Raw genomic sequence first — 9,563 nt, 5'->3', positions numbered from 1 at the left:
GGATTTTTCATCGATGAACCGCACCGCCCTCAACCGCTCTTCCCTGCGCCTGGCCATCGCCTGTGCCGCGCTGGGCTTGTCCGCCTGTGCCGTGACGCCCGAGGCACTCACCCCCGAGCAGCAACTGGCCGAGGCGCAGAGCGATCACCGCGCCATGTTCGATGCGCAAGAGCCGGTAACCCGCGCCATTAGCCTGGAAGAAGCCATGGCCCGCGCCGTGAAGTACAACCTGCAACAGCGCCTGGGCCTGATGCAGCGCGCGCTGGAAGACAACACCCTGAGCGTCAGCAATCTCAACCTACTGCCGCAACTGGCCGCCAGCGCTGGCTGGAAAGGCCGCGACAACGTCGCAGGTTCGTCCAGCGAGTCGGTCACCAGCGGTCGTGAGTCCCTGGAGCCATCCACCAGCAGCGACCGTTACAGCCGCGATGCCAACCTGCGTCTGTCGTGGAACGTGCTCGATTTCGGCGTCAGCTACTTCAGCGCCAAGGCCCAGGCCAACAAGGTGCTGGCCGCCGAGGAAGCGCGGCGCAAGGTGGTTGCCGACGTCATCCAACAGGTGCGTGAAGCCTACTGGCAGGCTGCCAGCGCCGAGCGCCTGCAGCCGGAAGTGCTGCGTGCACTGGCCGACGCCCGCGGCGCCCTGGAACAGGCCAAGCAGACCGAGCGTCAGCGCCTGGTCGCGCCGCTGGAGTCGCTACGCTACCAAAAGAGCCTGCTGGAGATGATCCGCCAACTGGAAGTGGTCGAAGGCGAACTGGCGGTGGCCAAAACCCGCCTGGCCAGCCTGATGAACCTACCGCCGGCAACCCAGTTCAGCCTGGTGCTGCCCAGCGAGGCCAGCTACGTAGAGCCGAGTCTGGCCTATAACCTGGCCGATCTGGAAGTCACCTCCATGACCCAGCGCCCGGAAATTCGCAGCGAGAGCTATCAGGCCCGCAACGCCGTACTGGAAACGCGCGCGGCCATGCTCAAGCTGCTGCCGGGCGCCAACCTGTTCGTCGGCAGCAACTACGACAGCAACAGCTACCTGGTCAACGACAACTGGGCCGATGCAGGCCTGCAGGTCAGTTGGAACCTGTTCAACGTACTCGCCTACCCGGCGGTGAAGAAATCCGGCGAAGCCCGCCAGCAGGTCGCCGAGCTGCGTCGCCAGGCCATGCGCATGGCCGTGCTGACCCAGGTCAACGTGGCCTGGCGCGAATTCCAGCGCTCCAGCCAGGTGTTTGCCCGCTCCAACGAACTGCAGCAGGTGCAGCGCGGCATTCTGCGGCAGAGCGAAAGCGCCTACTCCAGCCAGGCACAAAGCCGCCTGGAGCGCGTGCGCACCGCGACTGAAACCGTGCTCGCTACCCGTACCCGTGACCGCGCCTTCGCCGAATTGCAGGTCGCCCATGGCGCCGTTTACCAGGCAGCGGGCCTCGATCCGCTGCCAGAAAAGATCGCCGGCAGCAGCGTCGATGAGCTGACCCGCGCCATCGTCGGCAATGCTCAGCGCCTGGATCAGGGCCAGGGAACCGTATCGGCCGGTATCGCCGTCGCCCAGCAGGTCGCTCATGGCGTTGCGACGCCTCTGGTTACCTCCCCAACGCCAGCCACGCCCCTGATCGCCAAGGCTGAGGCAACGCAGCCCAAGGTTCTGCGTCTGGATATGTGGGAAAGCCTCGGTTCGCTACGTGGCGCCGAGCTGGTGCCCGTGGAGAGCATCCGTGACCGTTAAGCCAACCCTGGGCAATCGCCTGAAAGGTTTTTGTAGGAGCGGATTCATCCGCGAAAAAGGCCGCCTCGATGCCCATCGGCTCGCGGCTGAAGCCGCTCCTACAGCCACGGCCATGCGTTTGCCCCGCAACTGGCAAGCGGTACTGGCGATCCTGATCGCCACCGCAGCGGACATGGCCCATGCCGAGGAAAGCGGCGAGCTGCGCGTGCAACTCAGCCCGATCCGCCAGACCGTGCTGTCCAGCGAACTGGCCGGCAAGCTCACCGAGCTGGCGGTCAAGGAAGGCGATGCGTTCAAGCAGGGTCAGCGCCTGGTTGGTTTCGACTGCTCGGTGCAACGCGCCCAACTGACCCGCAGCGAAGCCGCCCAGAGCGGTGCGCAGAAGAAACTCAACGTGGCCAAGCGCCTCGACGCGCTAGAGTCCATCAGCCAGGCCGAAGTCGCTCAAGCCCAGGCCGACCTGGCCGTGGCCCAGGCGGAAAGCGGCGTAGGCCGCGCCATGCTGGCACGTTGCAACCTGGAGGCGCCCTTCTCTGGGCGCGTCTCGCAGCGCATGGTGCAGCGCTTCCAGCATGTTGCCGAAGGCACCGAGCTGTTGGCCATCTACGACGACAGCGCCTACCAGTTGGAACTGATCGTGCCGTCGAGCTGGCTGTCCTGGCTCAAGCCCGGTGTCGACTTCCAGGTACGCCTGGATGAAACCGGCCAGGACTATCCCGCGCAGATCGAACGCCTCGGTGCAGCCATCGACCCGTTGAGTCAGTCGCTCAAGGTTTTCGCCCGTATCACCGGTGAAACCGCTGGGCTGCTGCCGGGCATGAGCGGCGTGGCCCGCCTGCAACCACCCGGAGACGGTTCGTGAATGCCACTGTGACGCCGCTGCGCGACAAACGTGCCGAACGCCTGGCCTTGCTGCTGCAACTGGAGCGCCGTGCCCGCGCCGAAGCCGACCTGCTTGGCCTGGCGTTCCTCATGGTCAACGACAGCCGCCAATTGTTCGACTACCGCGAGGGGCTACTCTGGCATGCCGCCGAGGATCGCATCACGACCTGCTCGGGCCTGGCTCAGGTCGAGGCGAATGCGCCCTTCATGTTGTTTCTGCGCAGGCTCTGCCAGGTCTGGCAACGACAACCCTGGGCTGCCGAACTGCGCGAACTCAGCGCAACGGATACCGCGCCAGAAAACCACAGCGAGTGGCACGAATACCTCGCCGAATACCTGGTGTGGGTGCCGCTACGGCGTCGCGACGGTGAGCTGCTCGGCTGCCTGTTGCTCAGCCGTGAACAGCCACTGGCACGCTCCGAGCGCGCGTTGCTGGAACTCCTCCAGGACGCTTACGCCCACGCCTGGGCCGGCGTGGCTGGAGGCAAGCGCAGCAAGGGTATCGGCTGGCTGCGCAAACGTCCGCGTCGCGTGGCGCTGGTCGCTGTGGCGGCGCTGGTCGCCCTGGCCCTGCTGCCTGTCCGGCAAAGCGTGCTGGCACCTGCGGAAATCGTTCCGCGTGAACCCGCCGTATTACGCGCGCCGCTGCAGGCCGTGGTGGAAGGCATGCGGGTACAGCCGAACCAGATCGTGAAAACCGGCGACCCGCTGGTGCAGTTGGACAAACGCGAACTGGAAAACCGTCTGGAATCGGCGCGCCAGAGCCTGGCCGCTGCCGACGCGCAACTGCGTCAGACGCGCCAGCAGGCATTGTTCGATGAACGCGCCAAGGCGGCCCTGGCTGAGCTGATCACCCGCCGTGACCAGGCCCGCGCCGATGTCGACTACCTGCAAGACAATCTGCAACGCTCGCTGATTCTGGCGCCACGCGATGGCGTGGCGATTTTCGATGATCCCAGCGACTGGATCGGCCGCCCGGTATCGCTCGGCGAGCGCATCATGCAGGTTGCCGACCCGCACGACGCGCGCCTGGAAATCCACCTGCCGGTGGCTGATGCCATCGCCCTGGAACCCGGCGCCGAGATCCTGCTGTTCCTCAACAGCCAGCCTGGCAGCCCGTTGCAAGCCAGCCTGCATCGCCATGGCTACCGTGCCGCCCCGGCAGCCGACGGCAGCATGGCTTACCGCCTTGACGCCACCTTTGCCGAGCAGGATTCGCGCATCCGTGTGGGCCTCAAGGGCACCGCCAAGCTCTACGGTCAGCGCACTCTGCTGTTCAACTACGTGATGCGCCGGCCGCTGGCCGCCCTGCGCGTCTACCTGGGCTGGTAGCAGCATGCTGAAGCAACGCGCCAACATTTCGCGGCTGAAGCCGCTCCTACGAGCGCAGCGCATCCCAAGCCGCGAACCCCTGCAACCTCGAATCCCGTCGAACACCCACCCATGACGCTCGCCGCCACCCTGCCCGGCCAATCTCGCCCGCAACCGCTGCCAGCGCTACGCCGTACCCTACGCCTGCACCCCGGCCCACGTTCGCGCGATGGCTCGCCAACCTGGACGCTGGAAGACCATGCCCGCAGCCGTTTCTACCGGATCGGCTGGGCCGAAGCGGAGATTCTTGCGCGCTGGGAATTGGGTAGCGCAGATGCCGTGGTCACCGCCATCAACCGAGAAACGACGCTGACCCTGACCAAGGAAGACGTGGAAGGCTTCGTGCAGTTTTTGCGCAACGTGCAACTGGTGGAGGTCGAGGGTGAAAAAGCCATTGCCGATCTGCGTCGTCGCGCCGAGGCCGGCAAGGGCGGCAGTTGGGCTTCGTGGCTACTGAGCAACTACCTGTCGATCCGCATACCGCTGCTGCGCCCGGACGCCTTCCTGACGCGCACCTACCCGCTGGTGGCGAGGTTCTTTGGCCGTGGTTTCGCACTCGCTACGGTGCTGGCCGCCCTGCTCGGCCTGTACCTGGCGGCGCGCCAGTGGGACACGTTCGTGCACACCTTCCTGCACTTCTTCAGCCTGGAAGGCGCGGCGTTAGCGGCCATCACCCTGAGCCTGACCAAGGTGCTGCACGAGTTCGGCCATGCGTATACCTGCAAGCGCTACGGCTGCCGCGTACCGACCATGGGTGTGGCCTTCCTGGTGCTGTGGCCGGTGCTCTACACCGACGCCAGCGGCGCTTGGCGCCTGACCCAGCGCCGGCAGCGCCTGGCCATCGGCGCCGCCGGCATGGGCGTGGAACTGTGTCTGGCAGCTTGGGCCACCCTAGCCTGGAGCTTTCTGCCCGACGGCATGCTGCGCAGCGCTGCCTTCATGCTGGCCAGCACCACCTGGATTCTCACCCTGGCGGTCAACCTGAACCCGCTGATGCGCTTCGACGGCTACTTCCTGTTCTCCGACCTGATCGACGTGCCCAACCTGCAGGAGCGTGCCTTCGAACTGGCGCGCTGGCGCCTGCGCGAAACCCTGTTCGGCTTCGGCGACACGCCACCGGAACACGTCGAGCCCTGGCTGCGACGCGTTCTGCTGGGCTATGCCTTCGCCACCTGGGTGTACCGCTTCTTTCTGTTTCTCGGCATCGCCTTATTGGTCTACCACTTCGCGTTCAAGTTGCTGGGTTTGCTGCTGTTCGCCGTGGAGATCGTCCACTTCATCCTGCGCCCGATCTGGGGCGAACTGCGCCACTGGCACCAACGCCGCAAGGACTACCGCATGAACCGCAACACCCTGATCAGCGCCAGCGTGCTGCTGGCCCTGCTGCTACTGGCGGCCCTGCCCTGGCGGGGTCACGTCGAGGCGCCTGCGCTGCTGCGCGCAGAGCAGCAGGCTTTACTGCTTACGCCGGTCGGTGCGCGCCTGCAGGCCATTGAGGTCGAGCCCGGTCAGTCAGTCGCAGCAGGGCAGATCGTGCTGCGCCTGCAGGCGCCCGACCTCGAACACGAATTGACCAGCCTGGAGCGGGAAATCGAATTGCTGCGCCGGCAAAGCAGCCTGCAACTGCGCGCCGCCGAGGATGCTGCCCGTCAGGCCGTTGCCCAGCGGGAATTGCAGGTGGCATTGGAACGCCGCGATGCCCTGCGCCAGCGCCTGGCACAGTTGCAGGTTCGTACCCCCTTCGCAGGTGTGCTAGCCGACCTGGCCCAGCCCCTGCAGGAGGGTGAATGGCTGCCCGCCGGCGAGTGGTTGGGAACCGTGGCCGGCACCGATGGCGAACTCATCGAGGCCTTTGTTGGCGAGAGTGATCGTGAGCGCCTGCAGCTCGGTGGCGGGGCCTGGTTCCTGCCGGAGGATCCTGGCCGCCCGAGCCGCTCTCTAGTCATCGAGGACATCGGCCAGACGGCGGTACGCAAGCTCACTTCGGCACCAGAGCTGGCATCGGTGTACCAGGGCAGCATCGCCAGCCAGCTCGATGAGCAACGCGTGCCGGTGCCGGAGCAGGCGTTGTATCGCGTGCTGCTGCGCCCCCAGGATGGCGGCACGGCTGTCCCGCAGACCCTGCGCGGTACGGCCAGCATCACCGCCGAAGCGCGCAGCCCGCTGCTGCAGGCCTGGCGCTGGACGATGGCCGTATTGATCCGTGAGTCAGCCTTCTGACCGATCAAGCGGCCGCGTCTCGGAAATACACGGACCACTCGGAGCCTTAAGCATTCTTAATGATCTGAGAATTGTTCCTAATTGCCACGACCTCCATCATCGGCCAGTCATTTCTCCCCTGGTATCGCCAAGATGAACGCCATCGTCCAGAACCTCCCCGAGCTGCCCCTGAGCAAGCGCCTGAAAGCCGGCACCACGCGTGACCACGACAGTGTCGATAACCTGGTGATGGGCTCGCGTCCGTTCGAAAGCAACGAACGCTATGCCTACTTCCTGCGCTTACAGCACCGTTTCCATGGCGTCATCAACTGGCTGTACCAGGACGCAGAACTCAACCAACTCTTGCCAGGCCTGCAGGAGCTGCCGCGCTTCGAGGCCGTCTGCGCCGATCTCGTCGACCTCGGCTTGCCGGTACCGACCGAGCCACAACCGGTTCGTCCCTCCAGCCCCTGCGCCGCCCTCGGCTGGCTCTACTGCGCGGAGGGCTCGAACCTCGGCGCGGCCTTCCTGTTCAAGCAAACCCAGAAGATCGGTCTGGATGGCGAGAAAGGTGCCCGGCACCTGGCAGCGCACCCGGATGGTCGCGCCCTGCACTGGCGCCAGTTCGTCACCCTGCTCGACGGTCTGGATCTGACTGATACGCAGCGCAACGAAGCCATCCAGGGGGCGCTCGACGCTTTCGACTTCTACCGTGCCACTCTGCGTGAAATCTTCCCTGCCTGAGCCATTTCACTCTTGGGCTTGGGCGCCAGAGCGCCTAGGCCCATTCCGCCAACTGCTGCAACAGGCCCTTGCGCGCCTCACGCGGGCCGATACCGGTCCAGCGCTTGAAGGCCCGGCGGAAGTTGCGCACGTCGCTGAACCCCGTCTGGAATGCCACCTCGGCCAGTGAAAGATCGTCATGCCCCAGCAGCGTAAGAGCCCTCGCCCGGCGCACTTCGTCGATGATCAACTGGTAACTCAGGCCGGCTGATTCGATCCGCCTGCGCAGTGTGCGCTCGCTGATATTGAGCTGGGCGGCCAGTTGCGCCAGAGGCGGCGGCGCGTCGAGGTGCTTGCGTACCTCTCGCTGCAAACCTTCGATCAGCTCCGAACGCTCCTGGTCGAGCCAGCGCGCCTCCTTGAGCAGCTCGGTCACTTCAGCCGCCACGGCCTCGTCCTGGGTGGCCAGGGGTATCGACAGCCAGGCGCAGTCGAACTCGATGGCGCTGAGTGGCTCGCCGAAATGTACCGGGCACCCGAACAATGCTTCGTAGCGCTCGCCATGGGGCGGGCGTGGATAATCCAGACATAGCCGCCGCGGCGTCAGGCGAGCTCCACTGAGATGGCGAACGACGCTCAAGGAGCTGGCGAACGCTTCCTCGACATAGAAGGCCGCGACATCAGGCTCGTAAAAGCGTGGTGTCAGCACCACACGGGCGATCTCACCTTCGACCTCCTGGGCGTAATCGAGCATTGCGCCGGCATGGCGTTGGTAATGCAAGCCCAGCTCCAGCGCCGCACCGATGCTGGCGCTGGCCTGCATGCCCAGCCCCACCAGGCCGAGCGAGACGCTGCTCTGCCGGGCGCCGACTTCCAGCCCCAGGCCATCGTCGCCGAACTGGGCCAGAATGCGCCGTACCAGCAGGTAATTCTGCCGATGCGACAAGCGAAAACCAGGCCTAGCCAGATCCGCCGCCGCGAAGCCAAGCCCCAGGCAGAGGCGCTCGGCGTCACCCTGGCGCTCGTGGACGATGCGCATCAGCATGCGCGAGATATGGGCTGGAGCCGAAGCGTTGGAAAAACGCGGGTCACCGGTGGTTTTCATGCGGGCAGTCGTTCGCGGCATTTTTTCGGACGTTAACGCGTCTGCACACGCCTGCATACAAAGGACTCATCAACTGACCGTTTCGGCCCCCTTTGCTGTCCGCCATTGCCCTGATCAGACCGTGCAACTGGCGATACCGTGGTGTCATCGACCAACCCCTCCACGGAGACTTGCATGCCCAGCGATATCCCTTACCAGGACTGTGGCGACCGTATCTGCATCATCGGCGGCGGCCCAGGCGGCCTGTGCATGGCCCGCGCCCTCAAGCGCCAGGGCCTGGACTACGAACAATTCGAGCGCCACAGCGACTTCGGTGGCGTCTGGGATCTGGAAAACCCCGGCACGCCGATGTACGAGTCCGCGCACTTCATCTCCTCGCGCGACCTCTCCGGCTTTCTCGACTACCCGATGCCCAAGCACTTCCCGGACTACCCGAGCAACCGGCAGATCCTCGAGTACCTGCGCTCCTTCGCCCTCGCCTTCGGCCTCTATGACAAGGTGCGTTTCAATACGCCTGTCGAGCGCGTCGACAAGGATGAAGACGGGCGCTGGATCGTCACCCTGAGCAACGGCGAGCGGCGCCGCTACCTGGCGCTGGTCTGCGCCACCGGCTGCAACTGGGATCCGAACATGCCGGAAATCAAGGGACATTTCAGCGGCGAGATCCGCCACTCGGTCACCTACCGCCACCCCGAGGAATTCAAGGGCAAGCGCGTGATGATCGTGGGCGCGGGCAATTCCGGCGCCGATATCGCCTGTGACGCAGCCGCCAATGCCGACAAGGCCTTCATCAGCCTGCGCCGTGGCTATCACTTCATTCCCAAGCACATCTTCGGCCTGCCCGCAGACGAAGTCGGCGAAAAGGGGCCGCAACTGCCCATGTGGCTGACACGCCTGGTCTTCGGCGGCCTGCTGCGCCTGGTCAATGGTGACCTGACCCGCTTCGGCCTGCCCAAACCGGATCACAAGCTGTTCGAAAGTCACCCGCTGCTCAACAGCCAGTTGCTGCACTACCTGCAGCACGGCGACATCCAGGCACGCCCGGATGTCTCGCACTTCGCCGGCGATCAGGTGGTGTTCAAAGACGGCAGCCGTGAAACCCTCGATCTGGTGCTCTACGCCACCGGCTACAAGTGGAGCTGCCGCTACGCCACCGACTACTTCGAGTGGAAAGGCGGACGTCCGCAGATGTACCTGTCCATCTTCAGTCGCCAGCATCACAACCTGTTCGGCATCGGTTACCTGGAAACCAACTCCAGTGCCTACAAGCTATTCGACAACGAAGCCCACCTGATCGCCTGTCATCTGGCCGATCAGCTGAGGCGCCCGAGCATGGCGCGAGAGTTCCAGGCACTCATCGAGCATGACGAGCCTGATCTCTCCGGCGGCATTCGCTTCGTGCAGTCGCAACGCCACGAGGTCTACCTGGAAGTCCATGCCCTGAAGAAGTACATGCAGCGCCTGCGTCGGCGCATGGGTTGGTGTGACCTGGACGAAGGCTACTTCAGCCCGGTTCGCCAGCAACCCGGCTACGTCGCCGTCCCTCTGTCGAAAGCTTCCTGA

The 9,563-nt window shown here is 64.9% G+C and carries 7 protein-coding genes; 6 read left to right on the top strand and 1 reads right to left on the bottom strand.

Annotated features, from left to right (window positions below):
- Window positions 1-13 precede the first annotated feature (13 nt).
- From ACODS1_RS04100 to ACODS1_RS04080, 5 genes are all read left to right on the top strand, one after another.
- The gene (locus ACODS1_RS04100; RefSeq protein ID WP_489084643.1) at window positions 14-1,720 is read left to right on the top strand and encodes a TolC family protein; all 1,707 of its coding nucleotides are present in this window, start codon (window positions 14-16) and stop codon (window positions 1,718-1,720) included.
- A gap of 112 nt (window positions 1,721-1,832) precedes the next feature.
- A complete protein-coding gene (locus ACODS1_RS04095; RefSeq protein ID WP_489084642.1) occupies window positions 1,833-2,582 on the top strand; it encodes an efflux RND transporter periplasmic adaptor subunit in 750 nt (249 codons plus the stop codon).
- Window positions 2,579-3,934, top strand: a complete 1,356-nt coding sequence (locus ACODS1_RS04090; RefSeq protein ID WP_489084641.1) for an efflux RND transporter periplasmic adaptor subunit — start codon at window positions 2,579-2,581, stop codon at window positions 3,932-3,934. Before ACODS1_RS04095 ends, ACODS1_RS04090 begins: the two co-directional genes overlap by 4 nt.
- Before the next feature lie 111 nt (window positions 3,935-4,045).
- On the top strand, window positions 4,046-6,193 hold the full coding sequence (locus tag ACODS1_RS04085; protein ID WP_489084640.1) for a hypothetical protein: 2,148 nt from the start codon (window positions 4,046-4,048) through the stop codon (window positions 6,191-6,193).
- A gap of 132 nt (window positions 6,194-6,325) precedes the next feature.
- Window positions 6,326-6,916 (top strand): biliverdin-producing heme oxygenase, encoded by a 591-nt coding sequence (locus ACODS1_RS04080; protein ID WP_489084639.1) that lies wholly within the window; start codon window positions 6,326-6,328, stop codon window positions 6,914-6,916.
- A 34-nt stretch (window positions 6,917-6,950) separates the two neighbouring features.
- Here the strand turns inward: ACODS1_RS04080 and ACODS1_RS04075 are convergent, their stop codons facing one another.
- Complete coding sequence (locus ACODS1_RS04075; protein WP_489084638.1) at window positions 6,951-8,000, bottom strand: AraC family transcriptional regulator; 1,050 nt, start codon at window positions 7,998-8,000, stop codon at window positions 6,951-6,953.
- Window positions 8,001-8,174: 174 nt separating this feature from the next.
- On the opposite strand from ACODS1_RS04075, the gene ACODS1_RS04070 reads away from it, so the two are divergent.
- A complete protein-coding gene (locus ACODS1_RS04070; protein WP_489084637.1) occupies window positions 8,175-9,563 on the top strand; it encodes a flavin-containing monooxygenase in 1,389 nt (462 codons plus the stop codon).

Source organism: Pseudomonas sp. FG29, from assembly GCF_057809355.1.
The sequence above is the reverse complement of the archived record's forward strand: the minus strand, read 5'-3'. Positions and strand labels throughout refer to the sequence as shown.